Source organism: Rhodococcus sp. B10 (assembly GCF_011770055.1).
Classification (GTDB): Bacteria; Actinomycetota; Actinomycetes; order Mycobacteriales; family Mycobacteriaceae; genus Rhodococcoides; species Rhodococcoides kyotonensis_B.
Window position 1 is genome coordinate 43,648 of sequence record NZ_JAAFYV010000027.1, and the last position, 17,710, is coordinate 61,357.

At 66.6% G+C, this 17,710-nt stretch carries 18 protein-coding genes and 1 riboswitch; of the genes, 7 read left to right on the forward strand and 11 right to left on the reverse strand.

All coding sequences use genetic code 11. From position 1 onward, the window contains the following. Positions 1 to 58 precede the first annotated feature (58 nt). Both RhoFasB10_RS17950 and RhoFasB10_RS17955 read right to left on the reverse strand, forming a co-directional pair. Positions 59 to 517 (reverse strand): MarR family transcriptional regulator, encoded by a 459-nt coding sequence (locus RhoFasB10_RS17950; protein ID WP_243636926.1) that lies wholly within the window; start codon positions 515 to 517, stop codon positions 59 to 61. A 5-nt stretch (positions 518 to 522) separates the two neighbouring features. Then, on the reverse strand, positions 523 to 1,350 hold the full coding sequence (locus RhoFasB10_RS17955) for a crotonase/enoyl-CoA hydratase family protein (protein ID WP_167677734.1): 828 nt from the start codon (positions 1,348 to 1,350) through the stop codon (positions 523 to 525). A gap of 119 nt (positions 1,351 to 1,469) precedes the next feature. Between RhoFasB10_RS17955 and RhoFasB10_RS17960 the strand changes: the two genes are divergently transcribed. Continuing rightward, positions 1,470 to 1,796: a 2-oxo-4-hydroxy-4-carboxy-5-ureidoimidazoline decarboxylase gene (locus tag RhoFasB10_RS17960; RefSeq protein WP_068423233.1), complete on the forward strand. Its 327-nt coding sequence runs from the start codon at positions 1,470 to 1,472 to the stop codon at positions 1,794 to 1,796. 1 nt (position 1,797) lies between these two features. Here the strand turns inward: RhoFasB10_RS17960 and fepB are convergent, their stop codons facing one another. Then, complete coding sequence (fepB, locus tag RhoFasB10_RS17965; RefSeq protein ID WP_167677737.1) at positions 1,798 to 2,808, reverse strand: Fe2+-enterobactin ABC transporter substrate-binding protein; 1,011 nt, start codon at positions 2,806 to 2,808, stop codon at positions 1,798 to 1,800. A gap of 38 nt (positions 2,809 to 2,846) precedes the next feature. Between fepB and fes the strand changes: the two genes are divergently transcribed. Then, positions 2,847 to 4,142 carry an enterochelin esterase gene (fes, locus tag RhoFasB10_RS17970; RefSeq protein WP_084423608.1) on the forward strand — a complete coding sequence of 432 codons (1,296 nt, stop codon included), beginning with the start codon at positions 2,847 to 2,849 and terminating at the stop codon, positions 4,140 to 4,142. Here the strand turns inward: fes and RhoFasB10_RS26435 are convergent. Beyond that, on the reverse strand, positions 4,056 to 4,277 hold the full coding sequence (locus RhoFasB10_RS26435) for a DUF6480 family protein (protein WP_084423609.1): 222 nt from the start codon (positions 4,275 to 4,277) through the stop codon (positions 4,056 to 4,058). The two genes, fes and RhoFasB10_RS26435, sit on opposite strands and share 87 nt — an antisense overlap. Before the next feature lie 64 nt (positions 4,278 to 4,341). On the opposite strand from RhoFasB10_RS26435, the gene alc reads away from it, so the two are divergent. Together alc and RhoFasB10_RS17985 are read left to right on the forward strand one after the other, a co-directional pair. Continuing rightward, positions 4,342 to 5,301, forward strand: a complete 960-nt coding sequence (gene alc, locus RhoFasB10_RS17980) for an allantoicase (RefSeq protein ID WP_068423240.1) — start codon at positions 4,342 to 4,344, stop codon at positions 5,299 to 5,301. A 126-nt stretch (positions 5,302 to 5,427) separates the two neighbouring features. Continuing rightward, on the forward strand, positions 5,428 to 5,901 hold the full coding sequence (locus RhoFasB10_RS17985) for a YbaK/EbsC family protein (protein ID WP_167677739.1): 474 nt from the start codon (positions 5,428 to 5,430) through the stop codon (positions 5,899 to 5,901). 80 nt (positions 5,902 to 5,981) lie between these two features. Here RhoFasB10_RS17985 and RhoFasB10_RS17990 read toward each other — a convergent pair whose 3' ends face one another. Beyond that, a complete protein-coding gene (locus RhoFasB10_RS17990) occupies positions 5,982 to 6,491 on the reverse strand; it encodes a hypothetical protein (protein ID WP_167677741.1) in 510 nt (169 codons plus the stop codon). Between the two features lie 132 nt (positions 6,492 to 6,623). Beyond that, positions 6,624 to 7,967, reverse strand: a complete 1,344-nt coding sequence (locus RhoFasB10_RS17995; protein WP_167677743.1) for an aminotransferase class V-fold PLP-dependent enzyme — start codon at positions 7,965 to 7,967, stop codon at positions 6,624 to 6,626. 48 nt (positions 7,968 to 8,015) lie between these two features. Further along, positions 8,016 to 8,131: riboswitch (SAM riboswitch) on the reverse strand. Positions 8,132 to 8,320: 189 nt separating this feature from the next. Between RhoFasB10_RS17995 and RhoFasB10_RS18000 the strand changes: the two genes are divergently transcribed. Next, entirely contained in the window at positions 8,321 to 12,259 is a 3,939-nt protein-coding gene (locus RhoFasB10_RS18000; RefSeq protein ID WP_068423248.1) for a Pls/PosA family non-ribosomal peptide synthetase, read from the forward strand. Then, entirely contained in the window at positions 12,256 to 13,602 is a 1,347-nt protein-coding gene (locus tag RhoFasB10_RS18005) for a M1 family metallopeptidase (protein ID WP_068423250.1), read from the forward strand. The genes RhoFasB10_RS18000 and RhoFasB10_RS18005 overlap by 4 nt, the downstream gene beginning before the upstream one ends. Positions 13,603 to 13,693: 91 nt before the next feature. On the opposite strand, the gene RhoFasB10_RS18010 is transcribed toward RhoFasB10_RS18005, so the two are convergent. The 5 genes from RhoFasB10_RS18010 to RhoFasB10_RS18030 all read right to left on the reverse strand — a co-directional run bounded on the left by RhoFasB10_RS18010 (position 13,694) and on the right by RhoFasB10_RS18030 (position 16,976). Beyond that, on the reverse strand, positions 13,694 to 14,920 hold the full coding sequence (locus RhoFasB10_RS18010; RefSeq protein WP_068423252.1) for an MFS transporter: 1,227 nt from the start codon (positions 14,918 to 14,920) through the stop codon (positions 13,694 to 13,696). Continuing rightward, positions 14,917 to 15,561 carry a GntR family transcriptional regulator gene (locus RhoFasB10_RS18015; protein WP_068423254.1) on the reverse strand — a complete coding sequence of 215 codons (645 nt, stop codon included), beginning with the start codon at positions 15,559 to 15,561 and terminating at the stop codon, positions 14,917 to 14,919. The genes RhoFasB10_RS18010 and RhoFasB10_RS18015 overlap by 4 nt, the downstream gene beginning before the upstream one ends. A 94-nt stretch (positions 15,562 to 15,655) precedes the next feature. Beyond that, positions 15,656 to 15,853: a hypothetical protein gene (locus tag RhoFasB10_RS18020; RefSeq protein ID WP_068423256.1), complete on the reverse strand. Its 198-nt coding sequence runs from the start codon at positions 15,851 to 15,853 to the stop codon at positions 15,656 to 15,658. A gap of 105 nt (positions 15,854 to 15,958) precedes the next feature. Then, the gene (locus RhoFasB10_RS18025; RefSeq protein ID WP_167677744.1) at positions 15,959 to 16,354 is read right to left on the reverse strand and encodes a DUF2752 domain-containing protein; all 396 of its coding nucleotides are present in this window, start codon (positions 16,352 to 16,354) and stop codon (positions 15,959 to 15,961) included. Positions 16,355 to 16,373: 19 nt separating this feature from the next. Next, complete coding sequence (locus tag RhoFasB10_RS18030; RefSeq protein ID WP_068423260.1) at positions 16,374 to 16,976, reverse strand: hypothetical protein; 603 nt, start codon at positions 16,974 to 16,976, stop codon at positions 16,374 to 16,376. A gap of 139 nt (positions 16,977 to 17,115) precedes the next feature. Here RhoFasB10_RS18030 and RhoFasB10_RS18035 point away from each other — a divergent pair, with 139 nt between their 5' ends. Further along, positions 17,116 to 17,703 carry a hypothetical protein gene (locus tag RhoFasB10_RS18035; protein ID WP_167677746.1) on the forward strand — a complete coding sequence of 196 codons (588 nt, stop codon included), beginning with the start codon at positions 17,116 to 17,118 and terminating at the stop codon, positions 17,701 to 17,703. The last annotated feature ends 7 nt before the right edge of the window (positions 17,704 to 17,710 follow it).

The following is a 17,710-nucleotide window of genomic DNA, read 5'->3' on the forward strand; positions in this document are numbered from 1 at the left end:
CGACACCGACGCTGCCACTACATCGATGTCCGACAACACAGAACGCGAGCTTCGGACTCTACCGTTCACGCACCGCCTGTAAATCGGGCTTGACGCGTTCCCAGTCTGTCAGGAATCTGTCCAACAGCTCGACCAGGCGAGCACGATCGTCGCCCGACCAGTCTTCGATGACGCGTGCGAGGTTGGCGGTACGCCGCTCCTGAATGCGACGCGCGATTTCCCGTCCGGAGTCCGTGACGGCCAGAACGTACGCTCGGCCGTCGGTCTCGTCGCGAAGACGCTCGACGTGGCCACGGTCGACGAGTTGAGCCACCTGCCTGCTGACCGTCGACGGATCCGAGTCGACCATCGCAGCCAGCGTGCTCGATCGCATCGGGCCGTCCGTCAACAACCGGAACAGGCAGACGAACGCTGCGCCTTCGACGCCGCCCGACGCGTCCTTCAGCTGCGCGAGTTTGCGCTCGCGGATGCGCTGAAGTCGGACCAGCTGGCTCCCGATCTCTTCGGCGTATTCCACTTCTCTCAGCTCCCGGTGAACTTCGCGGGACGCTTCTCGAAGACCGCGGTGATGGCTTCGGTCAGGTCGTTCGACGCGAGGAATGCCGCGTTCCATGCCGCGACGTAGCGAAGACTGTCGTCGACGGCCGCGGAGCGGGAGTGGTCGAGCACCGTCTTCACACCCTGGACGACGAGCGGCGGATTCGCGGCGATCTCGGCCGCGGTGGCACGAGCTGCGGCGAGCACGGCGTCGGCGTCGTCGAACACGTCGTTCACGAGCCCGATCTTCTCTGCACGCGCGGCGTCGATGTCCTTGCCCGTCAACGCGAGTTCGCGCACGTGACCATCGCCGATGATCGCGGGAAGCCGCGCGAGCGACCCCATGTCGGCGACGATCGCGACCTTGACCTCGCGCACGCTGAACTTGGCGTCGGCGCTGGCATAGCGAATGTCTGCGGCGCTGATCAGGTCGAGTCCGCCGCCGATGCACCAGCCTTGTACCGCGACGACGACGGGTTTGCGGCAGTCGGCGACGGCGTTGGTAGCCAGCTGCATCCGCTTGATCGTGTCGTGGAACGTGGTGCGCGGGCCCGCAAGCGCCTTGTCGGCCATCAGCGGCGCGAACTCACCGCCCATCGCAGCGAGGTCGAGCCCGTACGTGAAGTGCTTTCCCGACGCGGCGAGGACGATCGCACGAACCTCCGGATCGGCGTCGAGCTGTGTGAACAGCTGTGGACACTCGCTCCAGAAATCCGGACCCATCGCGTTGCCCTTGCCGGGACCGATCAGCGTCACCTCCGCCACGTGGTCGGAGACTTCCACCGAGAATGCCTTCCAGCTCTGTTCCGTCATAGGGCGAGCCTAATGGAGGACACAGCGACGAGGTCAGGCTGTGTTACGCCGCGTAACGCCTGCGCTAACACCGTGCGGAACCGCTGGAGGTGGCCGCTGTCGCGGCTCATGATCGATCCATGATGATGCATCAGGGTCTTGGATTGGACGTGTTCAACGACCTGCCGCGTCACAAGGCGGTACATGCACTCTTCGAGTGCTGCTGCTCGGTGACGTGGGCGTCGCACGTGGCGGACGGACGCGCATACGGCTCGTACGCCGAGTTCTTCACCCGGGCCGATCTCGAACTGGGCGAGCTGTCCGATGCCGACGTCGATGCGCTCGCGTCGACCTGTCCGTCGATGACCGGGATCGACGCGGCGATGCTGCGGCGGGAATTGGCGAAGGTCAACCGCACTCGGTTGCAGAAACTCCTGGGCCCCGAGGGCGGTTGGCCTCCGTACTGACCTACGCGACTAGCTGCGCCTGCAAGCGTTCGACGACGTTGGTCGCGCTGTAGTAGTCGAGCCGGAAGCTGTCGAGGCCCGCGTCGTAGACGTGGCCTCCGGTGACGGCAGGCGACTGTGCTAGTTGCGGATCGGCGACATACGCAGCCACGTCGGACTCGTCCGCGCTGACGAGCACGACCGTGTTACCGGTGAACGCGCGGCTGAAATTCTCGGGCGAAACGGAGACGATGTCCTTGCGCGCACCCATGCTGGTGTCGCCGAGGACGGCGTCGGGCATCTCGGCGAGGGTGAACCCGAGGTCGACCAGCAGTTTGCCCTGCGCCGACTCGCCGGTCCACACGTTCGCGGACTCGGCGCCGTTGTAGACCAGCGCGGTCGTCGGCTGTGGCGGCAGAGCGATCGCTTCTCTCGCGGCCTCGACGGTGTCGCCGAACGTCGCGATGACGTCCGCGGCGTCGGACTCGTGTCCCGTCGCCTCGCCGAGGACGGTGGCGACGTCCTGCCACGTCTTGTTGCCGTAGTCGACGACGATCGTCGGGGCGACCTGGCTCAGCTGGTCGTACAGCTCGATCGCGGAATCCGCGCCGGTCTTCGAGACCACGATCAGGTCGGGATCCTGGACGACGATCTGCTCGATGTCGATGTCTGCCGACGGCAGCGGTTCGACGCCGCGCTCGGCCGCGATGTCGCCCCACTGGGTGAAGAATCCCTGTTCGTCGGCCACGTCCGTGTTGGGTGACGTCGCACCGCTCGCCACGACGGGTGCATCGATCGCGAGGAGACTGCCGGTCAACGTGACCGACGTCGACACGATCCGCTCCGGTGCGGCCGGGATCTCCACCGGGCCCTGTTCCGTGTCGACCGTCCGTGGCCAGTTCGCGTCACCGCTCGTGGACGATTGCGCGTCCGCCGCGTCCGGCCCCTCCGAGGAACTACAACCGGCGAGACCTACGGCCGCGACCGCCAGTACCGCCGCGGTACGCACCAGACCGCTTCTTCTTCCGAACACGTCAGAACACCCTTTCGACCGGAGGTTAGGCTTGCCTCATGCTAGAGGACGTGGAGTCGCAATTGCGCACCGAGTTGATCGCTGCCGGATCGGAAGACGTGTTCTGGGCGGGCGTATCGAGAGCGGGACTTCCGCGCATCGAGGCCTCGGGCGACAGCCGGGTCCGGGTGACTTTCTTGTGGAGAGATGCAGCGACGAAACCCTTCAGGGTCTACTTCGACGCGAGTTCGCTCACCGACCACCACGCCGAAGACCTGACCGACATGACACAGGTGGACGACAGCGGAATCTGGTTCTGGAGCACCGAGATCACCCGCACGTGGCGCGGGACCTACTGCTTCATGCCCGTCGCGGAGGAGGTCGTTCGTACGTTGGATCCGCCGGGTGTCGCCGCCACACGCGAGGGTGTCCGCACTCGCTTCCTCGGCCTACTCGAGCATGCCGTCCCCGACGAGAACAACGTCCGACGCTTCGGCCGTGGATCGATCGCGGAGATGCCCGACGCGCCCGTTCAACGATGGTGGAACGACGACACCACTCTCGGTTCGACACCTCGAAAACTACGGTGGCACAGCGGTTCTCTCGGTAATTCACGCGACGTCTGGATTCACGAGACCGTCGGCCACGGGGTTTCCTCCGAGCGACCGCTGGTCATCGTGCTCGACGGAAGACGATGGATCGACGAGGCACCGCTGACTCCGGTGCTCGACGCCGCGGTGCGCGACGACGCACTGCCACCGTCGGTGATCCTGTTCGTCGATTCCGGCGACGGGGACATGCGCAGTCGTGAATTGCCTTGTCACCGCCCGTTCTGGGAGGCCGTCGTCGACGAACTGATCCCACTCGCGGCGCACGAGGCGTCGTTCACAGGCGATCCGCGTCGAACCGTCGTCTCCGGGCAGAGTTTCGGCGGCCTCGCATCGCTGTTCGCTGCCCTGGAGTTCCCACACCGATTCGGCCTTGTCGCAAGCCAATCCGGGTCGTTCTGGTGGCCGGTCATGTCGCACCGAGGCGTGCGCGGGCCCCTCGGCGGACGCGTCGCCGAGATGCTCACCGCATCGTCGGACGCACTGCCGATACGGGTCGTCATGGACGTCGGAGTTCACGAGGGCGACATGCAGGCACACAACCACCACGTCGCGACAATGCTGCGCGCACGTGGCGTCACCGTCGACTACCACGAATTCGACGGTGGGCACGAAACTCTGTGTTGGAGGGGAGGATTGACGTCGGCACTGATCACATTGCTAGAACAGACCGGCGATTCGGCCGACGAAGAATGCGACGACGAGGATCACGAGGAGCGCGACGATTCCGAGGAAAACGACCGGTAGGGCCAATCCACGTTGAGGAGGTTCGTGATTGGGTCCCCCGACGCCGGTCTCGACGGGAGGAGTGTCCCCTGGAGCGACGCCACCACCGGGTTCGAGGCCAGCGGTGTCGTCGGGTTCGGGGTTCTGAGCAGTCATGTCTCGCGAGTACCCGATGCGCTTCGACTCAATCCGCCGGGAGTCTTCGCTTATTCTCACGAGTATGACGGCCACGTTCCCCCTTCCCCTGCCCGACCTCGCCGTTCGCACGCTGGGCGGTGCCGTCGTCTGGGCGAACGACGAGACGTTCGCGGAGAAGGAGAATCTGATCACCCCGGGCAAGGCCGACTTCTCCAAGGCCACCTTCGGACACAAGGGACAGATATACGACGGCTGGGAGACGCGTCGGCGTCGGGAAGCGGGATACGACGAGGCCATCGTGCGTCTCGGCGCACCGGGCGTCGTCGATGCAGTCGTCGTCGACACCGCGTGGTTCACCGGTAACTACCCGCCCGAGATCTCCGTCGAGGCCGCGGCGGTAGAGGGCTTCCCGTCGGGCCAGGAACTGTACGACGACGCCGAGTGGATGACCATCGTTCCGCGGAGCCCCGTGAACGGCGACACCGAGAACCGGTTCGAAGTGGAGTCCTCCGACCGCTGGACGCACGTGAAGCTGTCGATCTACCCCGACGGTGGCGTCGCACGGCTGCGTGTTCTGGGCCGCGGACGTCCCGACCCGCGTTTTCTCGCTGCGGGCCCGTTCGACCTGGCGGCGCTCGAGAACGGCGGCTACGTGTCCGCGTGCTCCAACATGTTCTACAGCTCGCCGAACAACCTGCTGTTCCCCGGCCCGCCGCGATCGATGGGCGAGGGTTGGGAGACGTCCCGCCGGCGAAACGACGCGAACGACTGGGTTCAGGTCATGCTCGCAGGAACCGGTACCGTCCGGTTGGCCGAACTCGACACATCCTGTTTTCTCGGCAATGCCCCCGGCGCGGCGTCGTTGAAAGGCCGTCTCGGCGACGGGGAATGGATCGAGCTGCTCCCCCGGACTCGTCTGCAGCCGGACACCCGTCACCGGTTCGTCCTGGACGCCGCCGAGCCCGTCTCCGAGGTACGGATGGACATCTACCCCGACGGCGGCATGGCACGCCTGCGACTGTTCGGGGGTCTGCTCGATTGATGGCTCATTCCGCAGGCTCCACTCCCGCCTCGATTGATGGCTCATTGCGCAGGCTCCACTCCCGCCTCGATTGATGGGTCGCCCTTTGCGCCTGCGGAGTTGCTCGACTGGCAATACTCTTGGAAGATGCCCCGGCTTCTCCACCCGAACGCGGCGCATGTCGCCGACATCCTGATCTCGCGCGGGCATCACGGGGTGGTCGTCACCTCGCCCGAACCCACATCGACCGTAGAAGCGGCGGCGGAATCGCTCGGCGTGAGCGTCGGCGCGATCGTGAAGTCTCTGGTGTTCCTTCTCGACGACGACCCGGTGCTGCTGTTGGTGTCCGGAGCCCATCAGGTGAACTCGAACGCCACCGGCGAACGGTTGGGCGGCACGCTGCAGCGCGCACCGCTCGATCTCGTCAAATTGGCGACGGATCAGCCGATCGGCGGCATCGCGCCCGTCGGGCACCCCACCAACCTGGCTACCTACATCGACGAGTCGCTGTCCCAGTACCCCGAATTGTGGGCTGCGGCAGGGCATCCGAACACGATCTTCAGGACGACCTTCAAGGAGCTGCTACGCATCACGGCGGGCCTCGCCGTGGATGTGACCTGACTGCGCAACTCAGTGCACAGAATCGGCCCGGATCGGAGGTTATCCGTCGATTCGGGCCGATCGTGTGCAGTCAGTCGCGCTCAGGACGCGAGTTCACGTGCCGACGGCACCGCACCCGTCGCTGCGATGAGGCCGTCGACCTGGAACGCGACGCCGCGATCCTCCAACCACGGGACGACGCCCGCTGCGACGTCGGCCAGGTTGCGCGCCTCCGGTCCGACTGCGACGAGGGTGACACCGTCGGCCACCTCGGCGGCCTTCACGTCGGCGACGAGCCCCGCCAGACCTGCAGCGGTTCCGACGTACCGGATGGAACCGGGAACGGCGGGTACGTCCAACGCCGCTAACTCACGACGCGCGGTCCTGGCGTCGTCGGCGATGTGGAACTCGATGTCGAGGAAGACTGCGACGCTGTCGGCATCCTTGCCTGCGGTCACTGCATCGGAGCGCAACGCCGTGCGAGCCTGTTGGCCCTCACGAAGGTCTGCGGCGACGATGCGGGCTACCGCCTCGGTCGGAACGGCGTCGGTTATTTCGGTCCAGGTGCCCGCGTGATCGACGGCGACGCGTACGGGTGAAGTGTTCGACATGAGATGTCCTGTCGTGGAAGCAGGGGAAGGTTGCCTAGGTCCTACCCGAGCGCCTACAAGACCCGGAGGCCGTGCGGCACAGATCCACGTACCTGTCGCGCCAGAATCGGCCCTGCGACACGACATTTGCTGTCATGACCCGATGCTAACCTCTCCGTTCGCGCACGGGGATCCCACGCCTGCGCTGCCATCGGCGATCGCCGGGAACGGGCGCGGATCGGGCACCGGGTTCCACCATCCGTTGTCCTCCTCGTAGACCCACGAGGGGCCGGACGAGGCCAGCTGCGCGACGGCGTCGACGAGGCGGTCGACGTCGGCGTCGGAACTACCGAGCCCCAGGCTGGCCCGCACGGCACCGCCTGCGTAACCGAGTCGCTGCAGCAACGGGTGGGCGCAGAACTTGCCGTCGCGCACGCCGATTCCGTGTTCGGCGGACAGGTACGCGGCGATCTCGCCCGGGCCGTACCCGTCGAGTGTGAATGTGACGATGCCCACACTGTCCGGAGCGTCGTTCCACACCGACAGAAGGTGAATTCCGTCGATTCCGGCCAACCCGTCGCGGAGCCGAGTGCACAGACGACGCTCGTGGTCGACGGCACCTGCCGCCTCGTACGCCGTGATCGCCTCGCACGCAGCTGCGAGCGCGACGACGCCGAGCACGTTCGGGGTCCCGGCCTCGTGACGCGCGGGCGACGGAGCCCAGTCGGTCGACGTCGTGGTCACGCGACGTACCGCGCCACCACCGGCCAGGTAGGGCTCACCGGCGTCGAGCCAGTCACGCCTGCCGACGAGGACACCCGCACCGTGCGGCGCGTACAGCTTGTGGCCCGAGAAGGCGAGGTAGTCGACGCCCAGGTCGGCAAGATTCACGCGGCGATGCGGCACCAACTGGGCACCGTCGACGAGAATTCGAGCACCGTGCCGATGCGCGAGCGTCGCGAGTTCACGGATGGGCAGCACCTCGCCCGTGACGTTCGACGCTCCCGTGACGGCAAGCAGCGCAGCGGGTTTCGTCTGCAGTTCCGCGTCGATGCGCGCAACGGTCTCGGCGACCGAGTCCGCTGCGGCGACGACGCGACGCCCGTTCCACGGCAACAGGTTCGCGTGGTGCTCGATGTCGAGCACGACGGTGTCTCCCGGGACACAGCCAGCGAGAAGGTTCAGCGAGTCCGTGGTGTTCCGCGTGAAGATCACGACGGAATCCTGTTGCGCTCCAACGAATTCGGAGACGGTCACCCGAGCCTTCTCGTATGCGGCCGTCGAGACCCGCGATGCATATCCGGCGCCGCGGTGCACGCTGGAGTAGAACGGCAGCAGCTCCTCGATTCGCGCGGACACCTCGGCGAGCGCAGGTGCACTGGCCGCGTAGTCGAAGTTCGCGTAGCTGCAGGTGGTTCCGTCGACGAGCGGGACCTGCACGTTCGCGCCGCTGACCGCAGCGAACGGTGCACAGGTCTTCTCGAGAACAGCAGTCATGACAATTATCCCCTTGACGTTCGGGGACCCACGCCGATACGGCGTTCGAGTCCGCGCTTGCCGCACCGGTTCTCCGGCGTCGGCCAGGTCGTCACCCGGAGCACCCCACCGCGGAGGAGGGTTGCCGACCAGCGAGCCGGGGCTTTGCGCTGGTACTCATGACCTGAACTGAGAATGGCAAACGACTCTCGTCATTGTCAACCCGGCAGGTAGGAAACCTGTGGGGCGAAGTCGCACCACCCGAGTAAACTTCGCCCGGTGTCTCGACCATGCAGCCGTTCACCTTCTGGCAAACCCAACATGAGATAACGACCCACAAATCACGTTGACGATTCGAGAAGAGGAACACCCGGTTGTCTGTGGAATCACGATCGGAATCGACGAAGACGCAGGCGTCTGCGGCCATACCTGCCGAATTTCTGCGCGGAGATCGCGCTCCTCGTGAGCGCACTCTCATCGACGTCCTGCGGTCGACGGCGTCGCAGCATCCCGACGCCATGGCGATCGACGACGGAAGCACGTCGATCACCTACCGCGAGCTGCTCGAGGACATCGACGAGGGCGCGCAGTGGCTGGCCAGGGCGGGAGTTCGACGCGGCGACCGCGTCGGCGTCCGGATGCCGTCGGGCTCGTTCTCGCTGTACGTCGCGATTCTGTCGATCTTGAACGCCGGTGCCGCGTACGTGCCCGTCGACGCCGACGACCCCGACGAGCGCGCCGAGCTCGTCTTCGGTGAGGCCAAGGTGACCGCGGTCGTGACGGCGGGCGGCATCGCCGCAGGTACGGCCGACAAGCAGGACATTCCCCTCCCCGACACCCTGACCATCCCGAGCCCCGACGACGACGCCTGGGTCATCTTCACGTCGGGTTCGACGGGTACGCCGAAGGGCGTCGCCGTCAGCCATCGCAACGCCGCTGCATTCGTCGACGCCGAAGCGCGGATGTTCATGCAGGACGATCCCCTCGGCCCGGGCGACCGCGTGCTGGCAGGTCTGTCGGTGGCGTTCGACGCGTCCTGCGAGGAGATGTGGCTCGCGTGGCGTCACGGCGCGTGTCTCGTTCCCGCACCTCGCTCGCTCGTCCGCAGTGGATTCGATCTCGGACCGTGGCTCGTCTCCCGTGACATCTCGGTCGTCTCGACCGTCCCGACGCTCGCAGCTCTGTGGCCCGCTGTCGCGCTCGAAGCCGTCCGACTGTTGATTTTCGGCGGCGAGGCGTGCCCGCCCGAGCTGGCCGAACGCCTTGCCGTCGACGGTCGCGAGGTCTGGAACACGTACGGACCCACCGAGGCCACCGTCGTCGCGTGTGCGTCGATCATGGACGGCAAGGGTCCGGTTCGTATCGGCCTGCCACTCGACGGCTGGGATCTCGCCGTCGTCGACGCGTCCGGCCAGCCGGTTGCCGTCGGCGAGGTCGGTGAACTCGTCATCGGCGGTGTCGGCCTCGCGCGCTATCTCGACCCGGCGAAGGACGCCGAGAAGTACGCCCCGATGCCGACGCTCGGGTGGGAACGCGCCTATCGCAGTGGCGACCTCGTCAAGCTCGAAGTCGAGGGCCTGCTGTTCCAGGGCCGCGCCGACGACCAGATCAAGCTCGGCGGTAGACGCATCGAGCTCGGCGAGATCGACAACGCGCTGCAGGCTCTCCCCGGCGTCGCCGGTGCGGCGGCCGCGGTCCGCAAGACGGGTGCGGGCAACTCGGTGCTGGTCGGTTATCTCGCCAGCACCGACAAGAATTTCGACCTCGATGCGGCGCGGACGCTGCTGTCCGAGCAGCTCCCGGCTGCGCTCGTTCCGCGGCTCGCGCTCGTCGAGGAGATGCCGACGCGGACGTCGGGCAAGGTCGACCGGAACGCGCTGCCCTGGCCTCTGCCGGGGCTCGGTGACGCGTCGGCGCTGGAAGGCACTGCCGGCTGGGTCGCCGAGCTGTGGACCAACATCCTCGGCGCTCAGGTGACCGACGAGAACGCCGACTTCTTCCAGAACGGCGGCGGCTCGTTGTCCGCTGCCCAGTTGGTGACGGCACTGCGTGAGCGGTTCCCCGAGATCACCGTCGCCCAGCTGTACGACCACCCACGGCTCGGTTCACTCGCCCGATATCTGGACGAGCTGAAACCGCCGGTCGAGGTCGTGCCGCGTGAGGTCGAACCGACGTCACGCACGGCGCAGTGGGCGCAGATCGCCGCGACCGTTCCGCTGACGACGCTGACCGGCCTGCAGTGGGTCACATGGCTGGGGATTCTGTTCAACGTCATGTCGTGGTTCGCCGAGGTCCCGTGGGCGCCGACGGTGTCGTGGTGGTGGATCCTCGTTGCGTTCGTCCTGTTCATCACGCCGGTCGGCCGCATGGCGATCTCGGTCGTCGGCTCGCGAATCCTGCTGGCAGGCCTGAAACCCGGCGCCTACAGTCGCGGCGGCAGCGCTCACATCAGGCTGTGGGCAGCGACGCGTCTGACCGACGCCAGCGGGGCGTCGAACCTGTCCGGAGCACCGTGGATGGTCTACTACGCCCGTGCGCTCGGCGCGAAGGTCGGCAAGGGCGTCGACCTGCACACGCTTCCGCCGGTCACCGGCATGCTCGAACTCGGCGACGGCTGCTCGGTGGAACCGGAGGTCGATCTCACCGGTCACTGGATCGACGGCGACCTCGTCTACATCGGCGGTATCAAGATCGGCGCGGGAGCTGCCGTCGGCGCTCGCTCGACGCTTCTCCCCGGAACGTCCGTCGGCAAGAACGCGGTGGTCAGCGCCGGCTCGGCCGTCGTCGGCAAGGTCAAGGCCGGTCAGCTGTGGGCCGGTTCGCCCGCCCAGAAGGTCGGCAAGGCCGAGCACCCCTGGCCCGACGAGACTCCCCCGCGCGCAATCCAGTGGATGCTGGCCTACGGCGTCGCGTCGCTGTTCCTGTCGGGCATGGCCATCTTCTCGATCGGTGTCTCGCTCGTGCTGATGGGCTGGTGGCTGCACACTGCCACCTCGATCGGTGAAGCCATCGGCCGAGCGGCCATCATGCTGCCCGTCGCGACCCTCGTGTCGCTCGGCACGTTCGCGGTCATCACGCTTGCCGCGGTCCGGCTCCTCAGCATCGGCCTCACCGAGGGCTACCACCCGGTGCGCAGCCGTATCGGCTGGCAGGTCTGGGCCACCGAACGCCTGATGGACTCCGCCAGGACGTTCCTGTTCCCGCTGTACGCGTCGCTGCTGACACCGCACTGGCTGCGACTGCTGGGCGCGAAGATCGGCAAGGACGTCGAGGCGTCGACCGTGCTGATGATCCCCAAGTTCACGACCGTCGCCGACGGCGCATTCCTCGCCGACGACACGATGGTCGCGAGCTACGAGCTCGGTGGCGGCTGGATGCACCTCGGCGACGCGAAGGTCGGCAAGCGCGCGTTCCTCGGCAACTCGGGTATGACCGGCCCCGGCCGTACCGTTCCGAAGAACGGCCTCGTCGCCGTGCTGTCCGCGACACCGGACAAGGCGAAGTCGGGCTCGTCGTGGCTCGGAAGCCCGCCGGTGCGTCTGCGTCGTGCAGCCGGCCGAGGCGACAGCTCCCGGACGTTCGATCCGCCGCGCAAGCTGAAGATGGCCCGTGCGCTCGTCGAGACGTGCCGCCTCATTCCGGTCGTCGTCACGTTCGGGATCGGCCTGGGCGTGCTGTTCGGACTGACCGCCATCGCCGACGCCGTGGGCTACTGGCTCGCCGCGCTGCTCAGCGGCGTCGTGCTGCTGGTCGCAGGTGCGGTCGCCGCGGCGATTTCCGCAGCCGCGAAGTGGGTCTGGGTCGGCCGCATCGACAAGGTCGAGCACCCACTGTGGAGCTCGTTCGTGTGGCGCAACGAGGTCGCGGACACGTTCGTCGAAACCGTCGCCGCGCCGTGGTTCGCGCGCGCAGCCGAGGGAACGGCCGTCCTGAACATGTGGCTGCGCTGGCTCGGTGCGAAGATCGGTCGGGGTGTCTGGTGTGAGACTTACTGGCTTCCCGAGGCGGATCTGGTGACTCTCGACGACGGTGCCACCGTGAACAGGGGCTGCGTTGTGCAAACCCACCTGTTCCATGATCGGATCATGAGCATGGACAGCGTGACACTCGGACGAGGAGCGACACTGGGCCAGCATTGCGTCGCCCTGCCCGCCGCAGGCATCGGCGACGGCGCGACGGTCGGGCCCGCGTCGCTCGTGATGCGCGGCGACACCGTGCCCGCGCATACCCGCTGGCAGGGCAACCCGATCGCACCGTGGGCGAAGGGCGACCCGTTCTCGCGGATCATCCCCGCCGCTGAGGTGAGCGAGTGAAGTTCGTTCCATCGAAGCTCGTGACGCCGACGTTCGACATCGATTCCTCCGATGCGCCGATCGACGACTACCTGCCGCAGAACGGCAATCGTGGCTATCGGGTGTCGCGCTACGAACTCGATCTGGAGTACAAGGTCGAGAGCAACCGTCTCGCGGGCAAGGCGAAGATCACCGCGGTCACGACGGCGACGCTGTCGAAGTTCGCGTTCGATCTCGGACCTGCACTGCGCGTGTCCAAGGTGTCGGTCAACGGTTCGCGGTCGGTCAAGTTCAGCCAACACCGCGACAAACTGAAGATCACCCCTGCCAAGCCGATCGCGTCGGGTGCAGCGTTGGTCGTCACGATCCAATACGGCGGAACTCCGAAGCCCATCAACGGGTTCTGGGGTGAGGTCGGCTGGGACGAGCTGACCGAAGGGTCGATCGTCGCGAGTCAGCCGAACGGGGCCGCGTCGTGGTTTCCGTGCGACGACCACCCGGTCTCGAAGGCCAGCTACGGCATCACCATCACCACCGACTCGCCGTACTACGCGGTCGCCAACGGCACACTCGTCAGCAAGCAGACGCGCGCCAGCCGCACCACATGGGTGTACGAGCAGCCCGAACCGATGGCCACCTATCTCGCGACGGTGCAGATCGGTCCGTACTCGGCACACGCCATCAGCGGTAGCTCGGTTCCGATGAAAGCTGTTCTCCCGTCGCGGTTGAAGCAGAATTTCGAGCACGACTTCGGTCGTCAGACCGAGATGATGGACACGTTCACTCGCCTCTACGGGCCCTATCCGTTCGCGGCGTACACCGTCGTCGTCACCGACGACGACCTCGAAATACCCATCGAGGCACAGGGTTTGTCGATCTTCGGCGCCAATCACTGTTCGGGCACACGGTATTTCGAGCGACTGGTCGCACACGAACTCGCGCATCAGTGGTTCGGCAACAGCCTGACGCTCGGCAAGTGGAAGGACATCTGGCTCCACGAGGGCTTTGCCTGCTACTCGGAGTGGATCTGGGCCGAGAACTCCGGCGGCACGAGTGCACGGGACAAGGCGCGACGCGTCCACACCATGCAGCGGGGCCTACCGCGGGACCTCGTGCTCGGCGATCCCGGTCCGGCCAAGATGTTCGACGACCGTGTCTACAAGCGCGGAGCCCTTGCGCTGCATGCACTTCGGAGCACCGTCGGCGACGACAAGTTCTTCCCGCTGATCCAGGAGTGGACGTCGAAGTACCGGTACTCGACCGTGAGCACCGCCGACTTCACCGACCTTGCCTCGCGGTACGGCTGCCCGCGCACGCTGTGGGACGAGTGGCTGAATCGGACCGAACTGCCTGCACTTCCGTAGCCCAGGCCCCGGCCCCGGCCGAAATTTACCCTCCTGTTGTGCGGTTTTGGACTTCAGAAGCGCACAACAGGAGGGTAGATTTTCGTGAGGCCTACTCCCCGGCCGGAAGGTGCGAGGTCGACTGAGTGCGCACGAACACCCAGCACACCCCGGCCATGATGGCACCGACGACGAAGATCGCGGGGTAGGTGACGACGCCCGGCCATTCCTCCGTGAGCGCGGACAGAATCGCCGGAACCGCGAAGCCCAGGTAGGTCAACGAGTAGAAGACAGCCGTCAGACCGGCAAGATCGTCCGGGCCCGCAATGCGTTGCACCTCTTGCAGTCCCGAGACGAGCGCCATGCCGTATCCACATCCGAGCACGGTTGCCGCGATCAACGCAGCCGCGACGGTGAGGATCGACGCGGCCCACGCGGCGAGCAGCATGCCGACGACCAGGATCGTCAGCGCGACGAGGGCACCGCGCGCCGCATTCGGGGTGTCGATTCTGCGGCCGACGGCTTGGATCGCGAATCCAGCGCCGAGCGCGATCACCGACATCAACGCCGACAACGCGATCGGGTGGCCACCGCTTCGGTCGGCCATCAGCGACGGCAACACCGCATATGCGACGCTCGCCGCGCCGAAGACCCAGGGCGCCAACGGAACCACGACCAGAAGGAACCGGCGATGACCCGCAGCCGGGATTTTCAGGTCCTGAACGAGACTCTTTCGCTCCGCGCGGGGAACAGCCGGACGACTTTCGGGCACCGACATCATCCCGACTCCCGCGGCGACGCAGATGCTGACGTGCACGAGGTACGCGAGATGCGTCGGCCACGGCGCCCACTGCGCCAGAACGCCTGCGACGCCGGCGCCGAGCGCGAACCCGGCCGTCAAGCTCATCGCCGCACGACGAGCACCGACTCCCGGAGCTTCATGCGCCGACAGTTCCTTGATCCAGCTTCCACCGACGGCCATGCCGATACCGAGCGCCACACCGCTGAGCACGCGCCCGCCGAAGAGCAGGCCCGCATGATCGGCACCCATTGCGATCAGGATGGAACCGGCCGCCGCGATCGCCGGGGCGGGCAGCATCACCGGCCGTCGACCGAGTCGATCGGACAATGGTCCGCAGATGAGCAGCGACGGCACGATCCCGATGACGTACGCGAACAGGAACGTGTCGACGGTGACCGCCGAGAAGCCGTGTTCGAGTCGATACATCACCAGCAGCGGTGTGAATTCGTTGCCTCCCCACGCGACGGCGAACATGCCTGCCGCGACGAGGAGCCACTTGGCCGTCCTGGTCTCCGTGGTGGCCTTCGTGAGTGTCATGAAGTACTTCCTTCGTTCAGCCGGTGCACGCGGCGCATGTGGCTGTCGACGGCCGACGCGAATCCGTCGGCGTCGCCTGCCTCGATGTGACCGGCAAGCTGCGCATGGTCGTCGACGATCTGCTCGATCTGCCCCGGATCACGGGAGATCGAATGCGTCGTCATCCGTCGCTGTCGTTCGCGAAGGCTGTCGTAGAACGCGTCCAGCAGCGGGTTTCCGCCTGCCCGGACGATGAGTCGGTGGAAATCTGCGTCTGCAGCGCTGAACTCGGCTGCGGTCCCGGTCGCCGCGATCTCGCGTTGGCGAATCAGACTCGCCCGAAGCTGTCGTACGAGCTCCGTGCGAGCGCGTTCGTCGGCGACGACCTCTCGCGCGCTCCCGGACTCGACGAGCCTGCGTGCAGACACGATGTGCTCGGCCTCGCCGGGCGCGATGGGGACGACGAGAGCGCCACGCTTGGGATAGAGCCGCATCCACCCTTCGACCTGGAGACGGAGAAACGCCTCTCGGACGGGGGTGCGGCTGACATCCATCCGACCCGCGATGTCGCCCTCGCTGACCAGCTCGCCACCGGGCAACTCGCCGCTGACGATCATTTCCTTGACGGTCAGGTAGGCGAGTTCCGAGGCCGACGGCTGCATAGACACAACATAGATACTAGATGAAGGGCGCTTCGCACCCGTGCGCGGATAGTTGGATCGGGGTCCAACTATCCCCGCACAGGCACGAAGTGCACTACGGAACCCAGTACCGCGTGGCCAATCGATCGACGAGCGGGTCGTCGTCGTCCACGTCGTCGAGCGCGGCGAGATCGTCTCGAATCGCGACGAGCCGAGGGTCGTCGCCCTCGGCCACCTCGGCTTCGGTGCCGCCGTCCTCGGCGAGCATCTCGCGCATCTTGGCCTGCAGCCGCGCCTTCATCGACTCGGTCATTCGTCGTCACCCTTCTTGAACACCCGGCGAGCGGTCGGGATCAGCACTACGAGGGCCCCGACCAGGACCACGATCGACACCACTTCGAGCCACATGGGTGTCAGCCTACGGCGCGAGCCAGCTGCCTGCCGGAATGTTCCTGACCACGGTGAACGCGACGACGGTGGCCACCCCGGCGACAAGGAGCCACACCGGCGGCCGGGCGGAGAACAGTGGCCGAGACCTCATGCGGGCGCGAACCCAGGCGGCCCACAGACCCAGCCCGACGACCGCAAGCAGAACGAAGAGCATGTTCGACGCCGTCGCCGACGCCACGTCACCTCGCACGAGGTCGCCGAACGCGCGGGTCGCGCCACATCCCGGACACCACACGCCGGTGACGGCGTGGATCGGGCAGGGAAGGTACGTCGTCGAGCGTGGGTCTCGGACGGCGACGAGCACCGCCGCCGCACCGACCGCGCCTGCTACGAGAAGCGGGCCTCGCAGCGCGACGACGGACATGCCTCGACGATATCGCGCCCTACTCGTCCGACCGGCCTGCTGCATGGTCGTAGTAGCCGACGACGCCGCAAGCGCCGTGCAGCGCGAAGTCGGCCTGGCCGCCTCGTGCTCGGCCGTTGTCGCAGATTCCCCGCAACAGCACGTCCACCAACCGATCCAGATCGTGCCATCGCCTCGCCGGGTCGCTGCCGTCGTACTCGGCCGACGGTTCGAACTCCCGGCCGACGGACGCGTCGACGGCGGCCAGCTCGTCGAACACCGCTCGATCGGGCACGTCGATCTCGGGTGCATTCTCGGCGACGACGCGCACGGCCCAGCGGATGTCGTCGACGTGATTGCCCAGCCAGGTGCGTCGGCGATGGATTGCGCCCAGCGTCGGCCAGCGCTTGCGGGCAGCCTGACGCGTCTTGCCGGTGACGACCGCCAGATCGGCGAGGCTGGCGCCGAGCCACAACGCGGTCGACGCGGCGTCCGCGGTGACCGCCGCCGCTTCGCGTTCGACGCGTTCCTCGGTCTCGATCGCCTCACGCAACGCGAGTAGGGCATCGTGCCTGCGCCGACGCTCGTCCGACACGTCGGTCGGCTTGTCTCCCGGGTCGAGGTCTGACAACTTCTGGTTCACATGGCCACGATAGCGTGTGAACCTAAGGTTCACAATGCTCCTTTCATCCGTCGAGGGTGAGCTTTGCCCGGTCTCCCGACCGGCCAGTCCGGCGCCGCTAGGTTCGAGTTCTCCTCGCGCAACAAAAGGTGTGATCCCTATGAAAGCCCCCCGAACCGCGCTCGCCGCGCTGTCGACCCTCGCATTGACCACCGCGTTCGGCACCGCCGCAGTCGGGACCGCGCACGCCGAACCCGCGTGCGTCGGCTACAGCACCACCGTCACCGAATCCGGCTCCGTGCGAACGATTCTCGACGCCGGCGCATTCTCCCTCGCTGCCGACGGCCGTAGCGTCGACCTCAGGAACGACGAGGGGACGACTCTGACGTCCATCCCACTTGCCTACTCGGTGGACGGGCTCGTTCTGCCGATCGCGGGAACCATCGGCGACGACGGCAGATCGCTGACTGTGACACCGCAGGCGACGTCGCTCATCCGTCCGGTGTACAGCCCTGCGGCCTACGACAACCTGGTGACCCAGATCCAAATCGGTTGGCAGAACGGCGGTTCGGTGTCGGGTGGCATCGGGGCGGGAATCGGCGCGGTCATCGGATGCGTGCTGTTCATCTTCGTCGGCTGCATTCCCGGAGCGGCAGCCGGGGCGACGATCGGCGTCGTCAACGGCGTCACGAGCGCGAATCCTGCCGTGACACCCGCGTTCTTCGATTTCGTCCGAACCCTGCCCTGACGCCTGT

Coding starts and splice junctions, on each gene's coding strand:
- RhoFasB10_RS17955 (WP_167677734.1), bottom strand. CDS start 1,350: ATGACGGAACAGAGCTGGAAGGCATTCTCGGTGGAAGTCTCCGACCAC.
- RhoFasB10_RS17960 (WP_068423233.1), top strand. CDS start 1,470: ATGATGATGCATCAGGGTCTTGGATTGGACGTGTTCAACGACCTGCCG.
- fes (WP_084423608.1), top strand. CDS start 2,847: ATGCTAGAGGACGTGGAGTCGCAATTGCGCACCGAGTTGATCGCTGCC.
- RhoFasB10_RS26435 (WP_084423609.1), bottom strand. CDS start 4,277: ATGACTGCTCAGAACCCCGAACCCGACGACACCGCTGGCCTCGAACCC.
- alc (WP_068423240.1), top strand. CDS start 4,342: ATGACGGCCACGTTCCCCCTTCCCCTGCCCGACCTCGCCGTTCGCACG.
- RhoFasB10_RS17985 (WP_167677739.1), top strand. CDS start 5,428: ATGCCCCGGCTTCTCCACCCGAACGCGGCGCATGTCGCCGACATCCTG.
- RhoFasB10_RS17990 (WP_167677741.1), bottom strand. CDS start 6,491: ATGTCGAACACTTCACCCGTACGCGTCGCCGTCGATCACGCGGGCACC.
- RhoFasB10_RS17995 (WP_167677743.1), bottom strand. CDS start 7,967: ATGACTGCTGTTCTCGAGAAGACCTGTGCACCGTTCGCTGCGGTCAGC.
- RhoFasB10_RS18010 (WP_068423252.1), bottom strand. CDS start 14,920: ATGACACTCACGAAGGCCACCACGGAGACCAGGACGGCCAAGTGGCTC.
- RhoFasB10_RS18015 (WP_068423254.1), bottom strand. CDS start 15,561: ATGCAGCCGTCGGCCTCGGAACTCGCCTACCTGACCGTCAAGGAAATG.
- RhoFasB10_RS18020 (WP_068423256.1), bottom strand. CDS start 15,853: ATGACCGAGTCGATGAAGGCGCGGCTGCAGGCCAAGATGCGCGAGATG.
- RhoFasB10_RS18025 (WP_167677744.1), bottom strand. CDS start 16,354: ATGTCCGTCGTCGCGCTGCGAGGCCCGCTTCTCGTAGCAGGCGCGGTC.
- RhoFasB10_RS18035 (WP_167677746.1), top strand. CDS start 17,116: ATGAAAGCCCCCCGAACCGCGCTCGCCGCGCTGTCGACCCTCGCATTG.